This window comes from Algoriphagus boseongensis, from assembly GCF_004362805.1.
In the GTDB taxonomy this organism is placed as follows: Bacteria; Bacteroidota; Bacteroidia; order Cytophagales; family Cyclobacteriaceae; genus Algoriphagus; species Algoriphagus boseongensis.
The window spans coordinates 530,588-545,772 of record NZ_SNYF01000006.1 but is presented as its reverse complement, the minus strand read 5'-3'; the positions used below and the strand labels follow the sequence as shown (position 1 = coordinate 545,772).

The window sequence follows — 15,185 nt, the reverse complement described above, 5'->3', positions numbered from 1 at the left end:
TATTTCTACTGTATTTCTACTGTATTTCTACTGTATTTCTACTGTATTTCTACTGTATTTCTTATTCAAACATCTCCTCAATCAGCTGGGTATAAAATTCCTTCACCTCCATTCCGATTGATCTTACCTGCTGAGAAATTAAGCTGGTTTCTGTTTGGCCAGGGACGGTATTGATTTCGATGAAGTAGAATTTTCCCGTTTCGTGCTGAAGGAAGTAATCCACCCGTACTGCTCCCTTGCAATTGAGTTTTTCATAAACTTTGGTGACCACCCTTCCAACACGTTCTACTTCCTCATCAGTCATTCGACCCGGGGTAATTTCCTCACAAACACCAGGAACATATTTGGCTTCGTAGTCAAAAAACTCCTTACTGCTGACAATCTCTGTAGCAGGAAGAACCGTGATCTTTCCTTTTCCCTTAAAAATTCCTATCGAAAATTCCCTGCCGGAAACGAACTCCTCCACTAATACCTGAGCGTCCTCTACAAATGCTTTTTCCAAAGCTTCTGGCAATTCCTCCCAAGTTTTCACCTTGCTCATTCCGATGGAGCTACCTCCGTTGTTTGGCTTGATAAAAAGCGGAAGTATGAGTTCAGATTGAATCTTTGATGCGTTTTCAGGAGTATTTTCAAATAGCTGAATGGACTTGGCCACATGCAATTCAGGAATATCCTGCACAATGGCTTTGGTGTAGCCTTTGTTCATTGTAATAGCAGAGGTTAGCTGATCGCATGTCGTGTAGGGGATACCCAACATATCGAAGTAGCCAGCCAATTTTCCATCCTCACCTGGAGAGCCATGAAGAATATTGAAGACCCCATCAAATTTGATTTTTTCATCTCCAATTGAAATGCTGAAGTCATTCAAATCCACGGGAATTTTCTCCCCTGATGAACAGACAAAATGCCAATCTCCAGGGTAAATCAAGATTTTGTAGACATCGTAGCGCTCGCGGTCAATCGTTTTCTCTACGACCGCTGCGCTTTTTAAGGAGATTACGGATTCACCGGTAAAGCCTCCGGTAACCAAGGCAATTTTCTTCTTCATGGCTGGAAAAATTTACTTTGCGAAATAGCTTATTTTCCGTTAACCCTCCAAGGGTTTCAATTCCCTTTCCGGGTTTTATATATTCGCTGCTTGAATTTACCCAAACTCCACATAATATGATTAAAAGTTGGAAAGTGCTTCCTCTTGCCCTGATCGCAATGATCAGCGTAGCGATAAGCACTCAGGCGCAAAACCTGAAAAAAGTAACCTTGGAAGATGTCTTCAAAAAAGGCACCTTCTCTCAAAAATCTGTCTTCGGTATCAACTGGATGAAAGACGGGCAGTATTACAGTTCATTAATTCAAAGAAATGGAGCTCCTACGGTAGTCAAAATCAATTTGGCAACTGGTGAAGAAGCAGGTGTTTTGCTTGACGGAAATGCTTTGGGAGTGAAATTTTCAAGCTATTCCTTCAATGCAGATGAGTCTAAAGCCCTAATTGCAACGGATGTAGAATCTATCTACAGGAGATCTTCTAAAGCAATTTTCTATGTGGTAGACTTGGCTTCAGGTGAAAAGCAGCAGTTGATGAATGGAGAGAAAATCTCCTATGCCACCCTTTCACCGGATAATGATAAGGTTGCCTTTGTCAAGGACAACAATCTATTTATGGTAGAATTGGCCAATAACAAACTGACCCAAATCACCAAAGATGGAGAATGGAATAAAGTGATCAACGGAGCGGCTGATTGGGTGTATGAAGAAGAGTTTTCCATGGCTCAGGCTTTCAAATGGTCTCCTGACGGCAAAAAAATAGCCTTTATCCGATTTGATGAAACTCAGGTTCCAGAATTCAACATGCAGCTTTGGGGCCCTTTGTATCCTCAGGATTACAAATTTAAGTACCCAAAAGCTGGAGAAAAGAACTCCCTGGTGAGCATTCATGTCTATGATTTAGAATCAGCAAAAACCCAAAAAGTCGATGCCGGTACCGAAACTGACATCTACCTTCCTCGAATTTATTGGACTCAGGATGCAAGTACCCTTGCCTTTATCCGCATGAACCGTCTCCAAAATCAGTTGGATCTTTTTCATGCAAATGCAAGTACAGGAGAAAGCAAGTTGATCATCTCTGAAACCTCCAAAACTTATGTGGATTTGGATTACAACGATGATTTGCAATACCTAAGTGATGGGAAATCTTTTATCCGAACCTCAGAACAAGACGGCTTCAAGCACATCTACCACCATAATCTGGATGGAAGTCTGATTCGTCAAATTACCAGTGGAAAATGGGAAGTTACTTCCATGGTCGGGGTGGATGAAAAAGGCAAAAAACTCTATTTCATCTCCACTGAGGCTTCTCCCCTAGAGCGAAACTTCTACGTGATCAACTTGGATGGAAAGGGCAAAAAACTGCTCACCCCTGCCAAGGGTAGCCATACCATCAACATGAGCCCTGATCACAAGTTCTTTATTGATTATTACTCTACATCAGATACGCCAGTCAAAGTAACCTTAAATGACGCTACTGGAAAAGAGCTAAAAGTCCTCGAGGATAATCAAGCCTTGAAGGAGCGACTAGCTGGTTTTGCTTTGGGCAAAAAGGAATTTTTCAGCTTCCCAACCGTAGATGGAACTGAGTTGAATGGCTACATCATTAAGCCAGCAGACTTTGATCCCAACAAAAAATACCCAGTTTTGATGTATGTCTACGGAGGTCCAGGATCCCAAAACGTACTCAATTCCTGGGGTGGAACTCGGGACTTCTGGCATCAGCATTTAGCCGCTGAAGGAATCATCGTAGCCTGCGTGGATAATCGGGGAACTGGCGCTAGAGGAAGAGATTTCAAACATTCCACTTACGCCAATTTGGGTAAATTGGAAACTATCGATCAGATTGAAGGTGCAAAGTACTTTGCTAAAATGCCTTTCGTTGATCCTTCAAGAATAGGGATCTGGGGCTGGTCTTACGGAGGCTATATGTCTTCACTTTCCCTGATGATAGGAAATGATGTCTTCAAAACAGCGATCGCTGTGGCTCCTGTTACCACTTGGAGATATTATGACACGATCTATACAGAAAGATATCTTCAAACCCCACAGTTGAATCCTTCAGGCTATGACGACAATAGTCCAATCACGCATGTCAATAGACTAAAAGGAAACTTCTTATTAATCCATGGGACTGGAGACGACAATGTGCATTTTCAAAATGCTGTGGATTTAGTCAATGCGCTGATTGCTGCAGACAAGCAATTTGAAACATTTTACTATCCAAACCGAAATCATGGTATCTCTGGAGGAAATACGACCTGGCACCTTTATACCCAAATGACAGATTTCTTGAAGAGAAAATTGTAAATCTTCTGGAACTCCTAATAAAAAACCGCAGGATGAAAATTCTGCGGTTTTTTGTTGTAGCAAAAGTTGAAAATCATTCGTCTGGACTAAAAACACTTTTACTAACCAAAATCAACCTTTATGAAAAACGCTTTGAAAATTTTGCCAGCGCTCCTTTTAAGCTTACTTTTTTTCTCTTGCCAAGACAATGAAGAGCCTGAAAACCTTCTTGAAGAAGTGGGTTTTGAGGGGACTTTGCCTGATGGAAGTATATTTGGAACGACAAATATTCGATCTGGGAATGGAAGTGGGAGTTTGGGAATCAATGGGAAATTTCAAGGCTACCATTTTTTTGATATCAGAACATTTGATCATAAATGGTCTATTGGGCTGGAAACCCCATCTCAACCCCTCCCAGATGATATCCCTAGAGGTGAAAATGTCCCATTTCAAGATATAGTGAACTTATTCAATACCTATTATCCCTATGAGGACTTAGTAAAGGTTTTTCTGGCTGAAAAATCTAAAGCTGATGCTGATCCCAATTATACCAGTTTTGATCAATTTAGAATAGATGTGGCAAATCAGGAAAAGTATTATGCCTACTTAACAGATAACTTCTTCCCAAAAAAAGGTGGGAAAATACGGGTTTTAGCGGTGGAGGAAGGTCTGGTGAAGAATCTTTCTGGACAAGATGTAAGAAAAATCGAGGTCGTTCTGGAATTTGATCTTCCCATGAAATCCACTGACCCAACAGTAGAGATTCAAGAAGGCAATTTGAAAGGCGTGGGTAGATTTAGATACCGGGAGGATTTTTATCAGGGGGAATTGGAAAAATTTGATTAGCCAATCTTAATCTGATCCAAGTAAAATTTCATCCGACTATGGTCCCGGGGTAAAAAATCAATCTTGTCGATTTTATCTTCCTTGTGATTATAAAAAACTTCCACGTATTCTTTTTCCAGAAGATAAAGATTGACTTTGTGCCGGTAGTAACGGATGCCCACTACAAAAGTACCCTCCACATAGAGCGTCTTGATCTTTTGGTGCAATGGCATATCGATAAATTCCTCCCGACTCATTTTCATTCTTTTCTCACAGGTACTGCAAAATACCCATTTTGGTTTTCTAACGCTGAGCTATTTCTCTTTTTAACGCAAAAAAAATGCCCTTGGAAGGTCCAAGGGCGATAGGTGACTCTCAACTTTAATTTTGGATTAATGAACTACAGCCTGAAATTCCTTGATGGCTTCGCTCAAATCATAAACTTCCAATCCTTTTTCAGCCCCAGCTACGATACTTGATCCGGCTGCGCTTCGGTAACCTCCTGCACAGTGAATTACCACTGGTTTTGTGCTTGGAATTTCGCTTACTCTTTCTCTCAATTCTTGAAGAGGAATATTGATCGACTCTTCGAATATAGGTGAATTCGCATGCTCGTCTCTGCTGCGGATATCTACAATGGTATAAGCATCAGGATTTGCTTTGAATGCTTCAAGGTTAAATGAATTCCCTTTTTCAGTCATTCCGGCAGGATTAACTACTGCTCCTTTGATCAGTAGCTCATAGCCAATTTTTGCGGCTTTGTTGACCAAAATCTCCAATTCAGCAGCAGAGTCAGCGACCAAGAAGAAATTCTCCTCAGGACCAACAATTGATCCTAACCAGGTCTCAAACTTTCCACCGTTCATAATATTGATAGCTCCTGGGATATGACCCTCAGCGAATTGATCATTTTTTCTGGCGTCAATTACCAATGCTCCTTCCGGAAGAGTAGATCCTTCAGGCCACATGCTCACTTGAGAAAGTGATCTCTGGAATGATGGAGCTCCTTTTTTATTCATAGCTACATCGTAGCCAAAATATTTAGGAATATACGGCTGTCCCTGAAGCAAAGAATCCACAAAGGTTTCCTCAGTCAAATCTGTAAATGCCCAGTTGGTGGCTCTCTGCTCTCCAATAGTAGACTGACGTGCATCGCTTAGGTTTTTTCCACAAAGAGACCCAGCTCCATGTGCCGGGAAAACTAGTACCTCGTCAGCCAAAGGCTTCAGCTTGTTTTGCACGGTGTAGTACATCATTCTTGCCAACTCCTCACGCTGCGCAGTCATATTACCGGCCTTCTCTCTTAAATCTGGTCTTCCTACATCTCCAATAAATAAGGTGTCACCAGAGAATAAAGCATGGTCTTTTCCATTTTCATCCTTTAGCAAAATGCTGATAGAATCCGGCGAGTGACCTGGTGTATGAAGTGCGTGGAAGCTAACCTTTCCCATTTGAAAAGAATCTCCCTCGTCAAAGCCAGTATGGGGATATTCTGCTCCAACTAATTTGCTGACGTAGATGGTAGCATCATCATTTTTGTAAAATTCCAAATGGGAACTTACAAAATCAGCATGCGGATGAGTTTCGATCACTGCAACGATTTGCGCATCATTGGCCTGAGCGAAATTATAATAAGGCTGAGGATTTCTCCCTGGATCTACCAAAGCAACTTTCCCTTCTGAAAGAATTGCGTAGCTGGCATGAGCCAAACCCTCATCATAAAATTGTTGAATATTCATAGTTATTTATAATTGTTTCTGAATTTTGATACAAAGATGAAATAATGAAGGAATCACTTTCGGTGATTTGAATCACTTAAGGAAAAACCAAAAACTCATTTTACAAAAACACCTACTGCATTTGAATTCCTGAGTCCTGTCTAGTAAACTTGAATTGGATCTAATGAATTCCCTTTTGAACAAGAATCGACCTATTTTTCCTTGGATAATTTTATTGATTTGTGGATTAGTCTTTTTTCAGAGCTGTAAGAGCAAGAAAAAACTCCCAAAAGATTCTCCGGCTTTTACCGTAATCGAAACCGCCAAATCTTATCGAGGAGCTCCCTATAAATATGGAGGTACTACCCGAAGTGGAATAGATTGCTCCGCTCTGGTTTTTCACTCCTACTATTCCGTTGGAATCAATCTTCCCCGTCAATCTGTGGACCAAAGCAAGATTGGCCAAAAGATAAAATTACAAGACGCAAAACCCGGGGATTTACTTTTTTTCGCCACGGGTAAAAGAAAGAATCAGGTTACTCATTCCGGAATTGTAACAGAGGTGAATCCAGAAGTTCGATTTATCCATGCTTCCACATCCTTGGGGGTAACGGAAGATTACCTGAGCAATCGATATTGGAAGAATGCTTTTTTGTTTGCAACCCGGATTTTGGAATAGGAGAATATTGGCTTTTTGGTGAAAATTTCGATCCTATTGAAAATCTGGACCTTCAATCAGGATTAATTTTCCAAATATCCTTTGGGATTAGGCTTTTCTGCTTAATTTTGCGGTCGAATTAAAAAAGCGTATCCTTTTTACATTTCATCTAATCAAATGGCAAATATTGGAAAGATAACTCAGGTAATCGGCCCCGTGGTGGACGTTTCCTTTGAAGGCGGCAAACTGCCTAACATCCTAGACGCGTTGGAAGTGACCAAAGAAAACGGCCAAATGGTGGTTTTAGAGGTTCAGCAACACCTGGGAGAAGATCGAGTGAGAACAATCGCAATGGACTCATCCGAAGGTATGGTAAGAGGCATGGAGGTAAAAGATATGGGTCAGCCCATCTCTGTACCTACCGGTGAGGCTATCAAAGGCCGTCTTTTCAACGTGGTTGGTGAAGCGATCGATGGATTGCCTCAAGTACCTGCAGGAAAAAGACTTCCAATTCACAGATCTGCTCCACGATTTGAGGATCTTTCTACTTCTACTGAAGTACTTTTCACCGGAATTAAAGTAATCGACTTGATCGAGCCTTATGCAAAAGGTGGTAAAATCGGTCTTTTCGGTGGTGCCGGTGTAGGTAAGACGGTATTGATCCAGGAATTGATCAACAACATCGCTAAGGCATACTCTGGTTTGTCTGTATTTGCCGGTGTAGGTGAAAGAACCCGTGAAGGAAACGACCTTTTAAGAGAAATGATCGAGTCTGGAATCGTGACTTACGGTGAAGACTTTATCCATAGCTTGGAAGAAGAAGGTGGATGGGATCTATCTAAGGTAGATTTGAAGAAACTTGAAGATTCTAAAGCAACCTTTGTGTTTGGTCAGATGAACGAACCTCCAGGAGCTCGTGCTCGAGTAGCCTTGACTGGTTTGACTCTTGCTGAATACTATCGTGACGGTGATGGTTCAGGTCAAGGAAAAGACATCCTTTTCTTTATTGACAACATCTTCCGATTCACTCAGGCAGGTTCTGAAGTGTCTGCACTTTTGGGACGTATGCCATCTGCGGTAGGTTATCAGCCTACTTTGGCTACCGAAATGGGTGCCATGCAGGAAAGAATTACCTCCACTAAAAATGGTTCAATTACTTCAGTACAGGCGGTTTACGTACCTGCGGATGACTTGACTGACCCTGCTCCAGCGACAACCTTTGCTCACTTGGATGCTACTACGGTATTGTCAAGAAAGATCGCCGAATTAGGTATCTATCCAGCTGTGGATCCTTTGGATTCTACTTCAAGAATTCTTTCTCCAGATATCTTGGGTGCTGACCATTACAACTGTGCTCAGCGAGTAAAAGAAACTCTTCAGCGATACAAAGAATTGCAGGATATCATTGCGATCTTGGGTATGGAAGAACTTTCTGAGGAAGATAAATTGGTTGTACACAGAGCAAGAAGGGTACAGCGTTTCCTATCTCAGCCATTCCACGTAGCGGAGCAATTTACAGGTTTGAAAGGTGTATTGGTTGATATCAAAGACACCATCAAAGGCTTCAACATGATTATGGACGGAGAGTTAGATCACCTTCCAGAAGGAGCTTTCAACCTAGTAGGTAGCATCGAAGATGCAATCGCTAAGGGTGAGAAGATGCTAGCTGAAGTAAAATAAGGGACTTAGTGACTTGTTATTAGTTATTTGGTATAGAAAACCACAATTAACTCAATAACTATTTACTCAATAACTAGACAAACATGCAATTAGAAATAGTCACACCAGACAAGAAAATCTTCCAAGGGGAAGTTTCTGAAGCCAGTTTCCCTGGTGCATCAGGTGCTTTTCAGGTGCTGAATAATCACGCTCCTATCGTTTCTGCTTTAGCCAAAGGAAATGTTTCCTTCACCACAAAAGAAGGAGGAAAAGTTACCATGCTGGTAGAAGGCGGAGTAGTTGAAGTAAATAATAATGTGATTGTAGTTTTGGCTGAGAAAGTCGTTAGCTAATTACATTTTCACTAACCATTAAAAAGTCCAACTCGATCGGGTTGGACTTTTTGTTTTTATAAGAATGTTTATTTCTAAATAATTTCCCTACCTTTGCCCCCACGAAAGGGGGTGTATACTTATGATCATTGTAAACGTAAAAGAAAACGAATCCATCGAAAAAGCGCTTAAGCGTTTTAAAAAGAAGTTTGACAAGACCGGTGCGGTTCGTGAACTTAGAGCCCGTCAGGCTTTCACCAAACCTTCCGTTAAAAGAAGAGATCAAGTTATCAAAGCTGCTTACAAGCAAAGACTTCAAAATGAAGCGACTAAGTAATCTTTGAACTACAGAATAAAAAACCTGCCCAAAAAAGGCAGGTTTTTTTATGCCTTTATGATTTTTGTCACTTGAGTTTCCTGAATTTTAGATTAACTTTTTCATAGAAAATTGTGAGATGATCGAGTCTTTTATCAACTATTTGGAGTACGAAAAGCGAAGCAGTTCTCATACTGTTTTGGCCTATCGAAAAGACCTAGAGCAAGCTGCGGAATTTGTCAGCATCTCTTTTGAAATCCAAGAATTAGCAGATTGCGGGCATGCTGAACTTCGGGCCTGGATAATTGACTTGGTCGAACAGGGTTTGAGCCCTACTTCAGTGAATAGAAAACTGGCTACTCTTCGATCCTATTATAAATTTCTTCTCAGATCCAGAGTCATTTCAAAGGATCCCACCTATAAGTTAAAATCCCTTAAAACCCCCAAAAAACTTCCCGAATTTGTACAGGAGGAAACCATTTCTTCCGTTTTAGAAGAAGAGGTTTATGAACCGGGTTTTGAAGGACAAAGAGATAAAATGGTGATGGAGTTTTTGTATCTCACAGGAGTCAGACTATCAGAATTGACCGGATTGAAATGGAAGGATCTAAACTTGGTAGAAGATCAGGTAAAGGTTCTTGGTAAGAGGCAAAAAGAAAGAATTATCCCTATCACCAAAGGCCTTAAACAAAATATCCTTTTGTATAAAAAAGTATTTGAAGAAAGGTTTTCAAAAATTGAAGGGAATGAGTACTTTATTACAAACAACAATGGGGGTAAGGGTTACTCTATGCTGATCTATAGAATCGTCAAGAAGTATTTAGATCTATTTGCGCAAAATTCGCGAAGAAGCCCACATTTACTTAGGCATACTTTTGCCACTCACTTGTTAAACAAAGGGGCTGATCTCAATGCGGTCAAGGATCTTCTAGGGCACGCAAACTTAGCTGCAACCCAAGTTTACACCCACAACTCAATGGAAAAACTAAAGGCTGTGTTTGAACAGGCACATCCTAAAGCGTAAATAAATTAATTGTTCAACCACTAAATGCAAATCGCTATGAAACTGCAGATGCACTCAATCCATTTTGACGCTGATCGTAAACTGATCGACTTTATCCAGAAAAAAGCGGACAAACTGGACACATACTACGACCGAATTATCGACGGCGAAGTTTTTATGAGGTTAGATAAACACGAAAAAAATGAAAATAAAATTGTAGAGATCAAGCTCAATGTCCCTGGAAAGCAATTTTTTGCCAAGCACCAGGACGATTCCTTCGAAGCTGCTGCTGATGAAGCTGTGGAAGGATTGAGAAGACAAATCAAAAAATATAAAGAGAAGGTAGTCCTAGCCAAACAATAAGTTTTAAGGCAATTTGTCCAAAACCCTCAGGAAACTGGGGGTTTTTCTTTTCATATTTGTTTCATGAAAAACCAAGTGAATTACACCCTCCTTTTTTGGGTAGTCAATTTGGGGCTGGCAATTCTGAAAATTCTATTTGCGCTACGCCCTGAAATTGATGCTTTCACCGAGGAAGCTCAATATTGGCTTTGGTCCCGTAATCTAGACTGGCAATACTATTCTAAGCCACCCATGGTAGCAGTTCTCAATTTCCTTAGCACAGGAATAGCTGGACATTCCGAACTTGGGATTAGACTTGTTCCTACCGTATTGGGAATATTCTCGGCGGGAATGATATTTTCATTTACCAAAAACCTCTACAAATCCACCCCAACCGCATTTTGGGCAGGATTGATTTTTCTGGCGATGCCCATCACTTTCCTTGGGTTCACCTTCCATACCACAGACACTTCCATGACTTTTTTTTGGATTTTGGCTTGGTTTGCTTTGTGGAAAGCCATCCACTCAGAAGACAAAAAATCTTGGATTTTTGCTGGTTTGGCGACAGCCCTGGGAATTCTTTCAAAAAATGCCATGCTGTTTATTTTTCCCGCTGCATTGATTTATCTGGTTGCAACGGGTAGCTTGAAAAAACACCTTTCTAATTTTATACTCTTTGCTTTAGTATCTCTTCTTGGTTTCCTTCCAGGAATCATCTGGAACTTCCAACATGATTTTTACACCTTCAAACATATTGCGGCTTTGGGAGGTGCTGGGGGCGAACCCAAACCTTTTGACTTTGGGCTACTGATCGCTAGAACGACTGAATATTTTGGTGGGCAATTGGCAATGGTATCAGTCTTCTTTCTTCCTTTTTTTTATCTGGGATTCAAAAAACTCTGGAAGGACAAAGACACAACCTCATTGTATATGGCTTTGCCTGGCCTGATGACCTTTCTGATTTTTGGTGCTTTAAGCTTTTTTTCCTGGATTTTGGTAAACTGGCCAGGATTCGCATTTAGTACATTTGCAGTTTTCCTTGCCCCAGTGGTTTCTTCACTTTCCCACGGATGGAAAAAATATAGAAACATTGCCGGAGCCTTGAGTTTAGGAGCAATGATTTTGATTTACCTACCCAATTTAGGTGACTGGAAATCTTCAGGGCCTATTTACTCCGCGGAGAAAGCGCTCTTCAAAAGAATGCTTGGCTATGATGATTTAGGCAAGCGAGTTCAGTCCTTAGCAGATAGCCTCGGAGGAGGAAACCCCATCATCTTCAGTGAAAGTTACCATACAGCTTCCGAACTGGCTTTGTATATGCCTTCCCACCCCCAAACTCTGGTGATCAATATGGGAAGCCGAAAAAATCAATGGGACCTATGGCCAGGAATGGACCTCCAAGTAGGGAATACGGGTCGATTTATCTTAGTCAGTCGAGTGAAGGACAGTCCTGAAGAAGTTGCCGTTTTTGGCAAATTGATCTATGAGGAGGAGCTTCCTTTTTACTTTGGGAAGGATTCTATCGGGAAATCCAAAATTCAGGTTTGGGAGCACCTTTTAGAATATAATCCAGTTGACTTGGGTACCTTTTGAGGACATGAAACAAGCCTTTCAGGTTTTAAAATAATCTTTGACCTTACCTTCTCGATTATCTTCAGGAAGGCATTTGCCAAAATATTCCATGATCCTTCGGGAAAAAATGGATTTTCCTACCTTTGCCGAAACTGAAAAATCATGACCCGAGCCGAGCTTTTCTCCCAAATTCAGCAAAAATCCTCTTTTCTATGTGTGGGGCTAGACCCGGATTTGGAGAAAATTCCTTCCCATTTAAAGGCTGAGTCAGATCCTATCTTCAGTTTTTGCAGGGAGATCATCGAGCAAACTGCTGATTTTGCGGTAGCCTATAAACCCAATATTGCATTCTTTGAGGCCTTGGGACCTAAGGGTTGGGAAAGTTTACAGAAAGTTCAGGAAATCATTCCTAAAGACATTTTTACCATTGCCGATGCCAAAAGAGGGGATATCGGAAATACCTCAAAACTGTATGCCAAAGCCTTTTTTGAAACTATGGATTTTGACTCCATTACAGTCGCTCCTTACATGGGAAAAGACTCTGTAACTCCGTTTCTGGAATTTGAAAATAAATGGGTCATCCTCTTGGCGCTTACCTCCAATATGGGTTCTCTTGATTTCCAAGTGATCGAAGACAAAGAAGGCAAACCTCTTTTCCTTTCAGTTTTGGAAAAAAGCCAAGCTTGGGGAAGTCCTGAAAACTTGATGTTTGTAGTCGGAGCTACCCGAGGAGAATTGATCGGGGAAGTTAGAAAAGCTGTTCCTGAGCACTTTTTCCTTGTTCCCGGAGTAGGAGCTCAGGGTGGGAGCCTTTCAGAAGTGGCCAAATATGGAATGAATTCTACCTGTGGCCTTTTGGTGAACTCCAGTCGGGGAATTATTTATGCTTCAGGAGAAAAAGACTTTGCTAAGGCGGCAAGAAAAGAGGCAGAAAAGCTCCAAATAGAGATGAAGGGCCTATTGGACCTTTATTTAGGATAGAAATTTTAGGGCTTTAACATTTCTATCCGATTGGCAATCTCGATTCTCCTTTCCTCTGAGGTGTAGAAAAATCCTATCGACTCTCCTTCTATCCAATCTAAAACTGGTTTGATTGCCTCTCCTTTTTCCAAAGCCATTTTTAATTTTGGAAGGTAGGAAATGTATTCATCCCAAAGATTGTGTTCCATTCCTTCAATTTGCCCAACACTAATAGGATCCCATTCCATTAGCACCATGTTAATTTCCTTTTCTAAAGGGGTTAGGTTCTGAATAATTTTTTGAATTCGAGGGGTAGTTGGGGGAATTTTCATGGAACATCCTATTGACTCTGGGAATTCAAATTAGTATTTTCCATAAACTTTTAGTCATCAACTTTTTATGAATTTCAGGGAAGACTTTTTACAGCTGGTCTGGAAGTACCAATACTTCGACCGTAAGGGTTTAAAAACCACCAATGGCAATTCTTTGCAGATCCTTCAGGTAGGATTTCATAATCAGGGAGAAGGACCTGATTTCAGAGATGCAAGTTTGATCTTGGACGGGATAACTCTACATGGACATGTGGAAGTTCATCGCTTTGCTTCAGAGTGGAAGCAACATGCGCATGGAGGTGATCCGGCTTACAATTCGGTAATACTTCATGTGGTTTGGGAAAATGACAAGGAGGTGTATCGAAATGATGGCACAGTCATGCCCACCTTAGAATTAAAAGGGAAAATATTTCTGGAAATCTGGAGGAATTACGAAAATCTACTGGATTTCAAATCCACACTACCATGTGCGCATGCCTTGAGGCAAGTTCCCCAAATCATCCGATTCTCCGCCTTGGAAAAAGCGCTAGTTGAGCGACTTCAGGAAAAATCAAACGCTATTCTACAAATTCTAGACCTTACCAAAGGGGACTGGGAAGAAACAGCCTACCGATGGTTGATGACTTGCTTTGGCTTTAAGACTAATGCCATTCCCATGGCAGAATTGGCCAAGACTATCCCTTACAAAGTCTTACAAAAACACAGAACTCAAGTCACTGCCTTAGAAGCTATCCTTTTAGGACAGGCTGGACTTTTACCTGAAAATTCTGAAGAACCCTATGTTCAACACCTGATCAGGGAGCATGATTTTTATCAGAAAAAATTCTCTTGGAACTCTTCTCTGACGCGACCTCAATGGAGTTTCATGGGAGTACGGCCGACCAATTTCCCGACTCTAAGAATAGCCCAGTTGGCAGCAATATTTTCCAAAGCTCCCAATCTTTTGAAATCAGTTCTGGAAGAAAGCAGGGATTTCACTTCTTTCAAAAAACTTCTTCAAGTCAAGCCCTCAGACTATTGGCAGCATCATTACAATTTTGGAAACCCAAGTTCCAGAATTGCTTCCAGGGGCATTTCAGGCACCACTTTAGAGCTTTTGATCATCAATTTTGTCACTCCCTTGTGGTTTGCGTATGGAAGATATTTCGAGCAGTCCGAGTGGCAAGAGCGTTGTTTTGACCTGCTCCAAACAATTCCAGGAGAGAATAATTTTATCATCCGGAAATTTGAAGAAAAAGAATGGAAAGCTGAAAATGCTTTTGACTCCCAAGGTATGATAGGGCTCTTTCGAGGCTATTGCCAAGCCCAAAAATGCCTTTCCTGCAAAATCGGACAAAGCCTGCTGAAAGGACAATCCAAATGAAACTTTGCGCAAGCAAGTGATTTCCCGTACTTTTGCAGGCCAAAACAAACTAATTCATGGACAAACCGGTGATTATTCTTGGAGCTAAAGGTATCGCACATCCTGCGCTCGAAATCTTCAACAGCAATCAGGTGATTGTGTACGGTTTTCTGGATGAAGATGAAAGTATCCACGGAACCGAAATCAACAATATCCCTGTATTGGGAAATACTGAAGACGAGGGTTACTTGAAGCTGATTGGTAAAAAAACGGAGGCCTTTGTAGCAGTGGATGATAGTAAGTACAGAAAGTTTCTGGTCGAACTATTAAATGACCAAAGAAAGGTACAACCTGTAAATGCTATTCATCAACGAGCGTATATTTCTACCGATGCTAGCCTTGGCCATGGGAATTTTATCAATGCCAATGCATGTGTGGGAGCGGGTTCTCAAATCGGAAGTCATTGCATCATTAATTCCGGGGCGATTATCGACCACATGGTAAAAGTGCAGGACTACGTCCAAATTGGTGCAGGATCCATTATCAACGCTGAGGTGACTATCGAAGAAGGAGCTTTTATTGGCTCTGGAGTGACTATCGTATCAGGAGTGACTATCGGAAAAGGTTCTAGAGTTGGAGCTGGCTCAGTGGTTATTTCTTCCGTAGGTAAAAATGAAACAGTCTTCGGAAATCCTGCGGCAAAAGTGAAATAATATTTCCGATTTTAGATTTACGAATTACGAGTTAATAGCTCTCAAATTTGTAAATCCAAAATCAAACATCATAAATTCTAAAT

The 15,185-nt window shown here is 41.1% G+C and carries 16 protein-coding genes; 12 read left to right on the top strand and 4 right to left on the bottom strand.

Translation table 11 applies throughout. From position 1 onward, the window contains the following. Positions 1 to 61: 61 nt before the first annotated feature. Positions 62 to 1,048 carry a D-alanine--D-alanine ligase gene (locus DFQ04_RS09995; RefSeq protein ID WP_133555362.1) on the bottom strand — a complete coding sequence of 329 codons (987 nt, stop codon included), beginning with the start codon at positions 1,046 to 1,048 and terminating at the stop codon, positions 62 to 64. A 158-nt stretch (positions 1,049 to 1,206) separates the two neighbouring features. Here DFQ04_RS09995 and DFQ04_RS09990 point away from each other — a divergent pair, with 158 nt between their 5' ends. Next, the gene (locus DFQ04_RS09990) at positions 1,207 to 3,351 is read left to right on the top strand and encodes a S9 family peptidase (RefSeq protein WP_394345582.1); all 2,145 of its coding nucleotides are present in this window, start codon (positions 1,207 to 1,209) and stop codon (positions 3,349 to 3,351) included. A gap of 120 nt (positions 3,352 to 3,471) precedes the next feature. Beyond that, a complete protein-coding gene (locus DFQ04_RS09985; RefSeq protein WP_133555358.1) occupies positions 3,472 to 4,176 on the top strand; it encodes a hypothetical protein in 705 nt (234 codons plus the stop codon). Here DFQ04_RS09985 and DFQ04_RS09980 read toward each other — a convergent pair. Beyond that, positions 4,173 to 4,412, bottom strand: a complete 240-nt coding sequence (locus DFQ04_RS09980; RefSeq protein ID WP_133555356.1) for a hypothetical protein — start codon at positions 4,410 to 4,412, stop codon at positions 4,173 to 4,175. The genes DFQ04_RS09985 and DFQ04_RS09980 overlap by 4 nt on opposite strands. A 135-nt stretch (positions 4,413 to 4,547) precedes the next feature. Further along, a complete protein-coding gene (locus DFQ04_RS09975) occupies positions 4,548 to 5,894 on the bottom strand; it encodes an MBL fold metallo-hydrolase (RefSeq protein ID WP_133555354.1) in 1,347 nt (448 codons plus the stop codon). A gap of 163 nt (positions 5,895 to 6,057) precedes the next feature. Here DFQ04_RS09975 and DFQ04_RS09970 point away from each other — a divergent pair, with 163 nt between their 5' ends. The 8 genes from DFQ04_RS09970 to pyrF all read left to right on the top strand — a co-directional run bounded on the left by DFQ04_RS09970 (position 6,058) and on the right by pyrF (position 12,736). Next, complete coding sequence (locus DFQ04_RS09970; protein ID WP_133555352.1) at positions 6,058 to 6,552, top strand: C40 family peptidase; 495 nt, start codon at positions 6,058 to 6,060, stop codon at positions 6,550 to 6,552. Between the two features lie 156 nt (positions 6,553 to 6,708). Further along, the gene (atpD, locus tag DFQ04_RS09965; protein ID WP_133555350.1) at positions 6,709 to 8,211 is read left to right on the top strand and encodes a F0F1 ATP synthase subunit beta; all 1,503 of its coding nucleotides are present in this window, start codon (positions 6,709 to 6,711) and stop codon (positions 8,209 to 8,211) included. An 83-nt stretch (positions 8,212 to 8,294) separates the two neighbouring features. Further along, positions 8,295 to 8,543: an ATP synthase F1 subunit epsilon gene (gene atpC, locus DFQ04_RS09960; protein ID WP_133555348.1), complete on the top strand. Its 249-nt coding sequence runs from the start codon at positions 8,295 to 8,297 to the stop codon at positions 8,541 to 8,543. Between the two features lie 121 nt (positions 8,544 to 8,664). Beyond that, positions 8,665 to 8,859 carry a 30S ribosomal protein S21 gene (gene rpsU, locus DFQ04_RS09955; RefSeq protein WP_133555346.1) on the top strand — a complete coding sequence of 65 codons (195 nt, stop codon included), beginning with the start codon at positions 8,665 to 8,667 and terminating at the stop codon, positions 8,857 to 8,859. Positions 8,860 to 8,977: 118 nt separating this feature from the next. Continuing rightward, positions 8,978 to 9,862: a tyrosine-type recombinase/integrase gene (locus tag DFQ04_RS09950; RefSeq protein WP_133555344.1), complete on the top strand. Its 885-nt coding sequence runs from the start codon at positions 8,978 to 8,980 to the stop codon at positions 9,860 to 9,862. A 36-nt stretch (positions 9,863 to 9,898) separates the two neighbouring features. Next, positions 9,899 to 10,204 carry a ribosome hibernation-promoting factor, HPF/YfiA family gene (hpf, locus tag DFQ04_RS09945; protein WP_133555342.1) on the top strand — a complete coding sequence of 102 codons (306 nt, stop codon included), beginning with the start codon at positions 9,899 to 9,901 and terminating at the stop codon, positions 10,202 to 10,204. Positions 10,205 to 10,267: 63 nt separating this feature from the next. Next, a complete protein-coding gene (locus tag DFQ04_RS09940) occupies positions 10,268 to 11,776 on the top strand; it encodes an ArnT family glycosyltransferase (RefSeq protein ID WP_133555340.1) in 1,509 nt (502 codons plus the stop codon). A 141-nt stretch (positions 11,777 to 11,917) separates the two neighbouring features. Further along, positions 11,918 to 12,736, top strand: coding sequence for an orotidine-5'-phosphate decarboxylase (pyrF, locus tag DFQ04_RS09935; protein ID WP_133555338.1), 819 nt, complete (start codon positions 11,918 to 11,920; stop codon positions 12,734 to 12,736). Between the two features lie 5 nt (positions 12,737 to 12,741). On the opposite strand, the gene DFQ04_RS18395 is transcribed toward pyrF, so the two are convergent. Next, positions 12,742 to 12,924: a hypothetical protein gene (locus DFQ04_RS18395; protein WP_133555336.1), complete on the bottom strand. Its 183-nt coding sequence runs from the start codon at positions 12,922 to 12,924 to the stop codon at positions 12,742 to 12,744. 190 nt (positions 12,925 to 13,114) lie between these two features. Here DFQ04_RS18395 and DFQ04_RS09925 point away from each other — a divergent pair, with 190 nt between their 5' ends. After that, positions 13,115 to 14,410, top strand: coding sequence for a DUF2851 family protein (locus DFQ04_RS09925; RefSeq protein ID WP_133555334.1), 1,296 nt, complete (start codon positions 13,115 to 13,117; stop codon positions 14,408 to 14,410). A 56-nt stretch (positions 14,411 to 14,466) separates the two neighbouring features. Continuing rightward, a complete protein-coding gene (locus DFQ04_RS09920; protein ID WP_133555332.1) occupies positions 14,467 to 15,102 on the top strand; it encodes an acetyltransferase in 636 nt (211 codons plus the stop codon). The last annotated feature ends 83 nt before the right edge of the window (positions 15,103 to 15,185 follow it).

Excerpts from the sequence above, each read along its gene's own strand:
- DFQ04_RS09975 (WP_133555354.1), bottom strand. The coding sequence starts at position 5,894 with ATGAATATTCAACAATTTTATGATGAGGGTTTGGCTCATGCCAGCTAC.
- rpsU (WP_133555346.1), top strand. The coding sequence starts at position 8,665 with ATGATCATTGTAAACGTAAAAGAAAACGAATCCATCGAAAAAGCGCTT.
- DFQ04_RS09925 (WP_133555334.1), top strand. The coding sequence starts at position 13,115 with ATGAATTTCAGGGAAGACTTTTTACAGCTGGTCTGGAAGTACCAATAC.
- atpC (WP_133555348.1), top strand. The coding sequence starts at position 8,295 with ATGCAATTAGAAATAGTCACACCAGACAAGAAAATCTTCCAAGGGGAA.
- DFQ04_RS18395 (WP_133555336.1), bottom strand. The coding sequence starts at position 12,924 with ATGGAACACAATCTTTGGGATGAATACATTTCCTACCTTCCAAAATTA.
- DFQ04_RS09995 (WP_133555362.1), bottom strand. The coding sequence starts at position 1,048 with ATGAAGAAGAAAATTGCCTTGGTTACCGGAGGCTTTACCGGTGAATCC.
- DFQ04_RS09990 (WP_394345582.1), top strand. The coding sequence starts at position 1,207 with ATGATCAGCGTAGCGATAAGCACTCAGGCGCAAAACCTGAAAAAAGTA.
- DFQ04_RS09985 (WP_133555358.1), top strand. The coding sequence starts at position 3,472 with ATGAAAAACGCTTTGAAAATTTTGCCAGCGCTCCTTTTAAGCTTACTT.
- DFQ04_RS09980 (WP_133555356.1), bottom strand. The coding sequence starts at position 4,412 with ATGAGTCGGGAGGAATTTATCGATATGCCATTGCACCAAAAGATCAAG.
- DFQ04_RS09970 (WP_133555352.1), top strand. The coding sequence starts at position 6,058 with ATGAATTCCCTTTTGAACAAGAATCGACCTATTTTTCCTTGGATAATT.
- DFQ04_RS09920 (WP_133555332.1), top strand. The coding sequence starts at position 14,467 with ATGGACAAACCGGTGATTATTCTTGGAGCTAAAGGTATCGCACATCCT.
- atpD (WP_133555350.1), top strand. The coding sequence starts at position 6,709 with ATGGCAAATATTGGAAAGATAACTCAGGTAATCGGCCCCGTGGTGGAC.
- hpf (WP_133555342.1), top strand. The coding sequence starts at position 9,899 with ATGAAACTGCAGATGCACTCAATCCATTTTGACGCTGATCGTAAACTG.
- pyrF (WP_133555338.1), top strand. The coding sequence starts at position 11,918 with ATGACCCGAGCCGAGCTTTTCTCCCAAATTCAGCAAAAATCCTCTTTT.
- DFQ04_RS09940 (WP_133555340.1), top strand. The coding sequence starts at position 10,268 with ATGAAAAACCAAGTGAATTACACCCTCCTTTTTTGGGTAGTCAATTTG.
- DFQ04_RS09950 (WP_133555344.1), top strand. The coding sequence starts at position 8,978 with ATGATCGAGTCTTTTATCAACTATTTGGAGTACGAAAAGCGAAGCAGT.